This window comes from Anaerococcus senegalensis JC48, assembly GCF_000321005.1.
GTDB classification, from domain to species: Bacteria; Bacillota; Clostridia; order Tissierellales; family Peptoniphilaceae; genus Anaerococcus; species Anaerococcus senegalensis.
Genome location: NZ_CAEK01000027.1, coordinates 1 through 378, shown reverse-complemented (window position 1 = coordinate 378; position 378 = coordinate 1). Strand labels below are relative to the sequence as shown.

Annotated in this window: 1 pseudogene; it reads left to right on the top strand. The window is 28.8% G+C overall.

What is annotated here, in order from left to right:
* Positions 1-378, top strand: a pseudogene (gene tnpA, locus ASHG_RS00025) (IS200/IS605 family transposase); the annotation flags it as partial.

Sequence of the window (378 nt, the reverse complement as noted above, 5' to 3'; positions counted from 1 at the left end):
TAGAAGACAAGTAATATATAGACAACTAAGAAAAGATATAGGCAGTATACTTCGAGAATTATGTTCAAGAAAAGGAATAAACATAATAGAAGCAGAGCTATGTCCAGATCATGTACACATGCTGGTAGAAATACCACCAAAATATTCTGTATCACAAATAATGGGATATTTGAAAGGGAAAAGTTCATTAATAATATTTGATAGACATGCCAACCTAAAATATAAATATGAAACAGACATTTTTGGTGTAGAGGATATTATGTAGATACAGTGGGAAGAAATGAAAAGAAAATAAAAGAATATATACAAAATCAATTAAAAGAAGATTATTACACTGACCAAATAAGTATAAAAGAATACTATGACCCGTTTACGGGA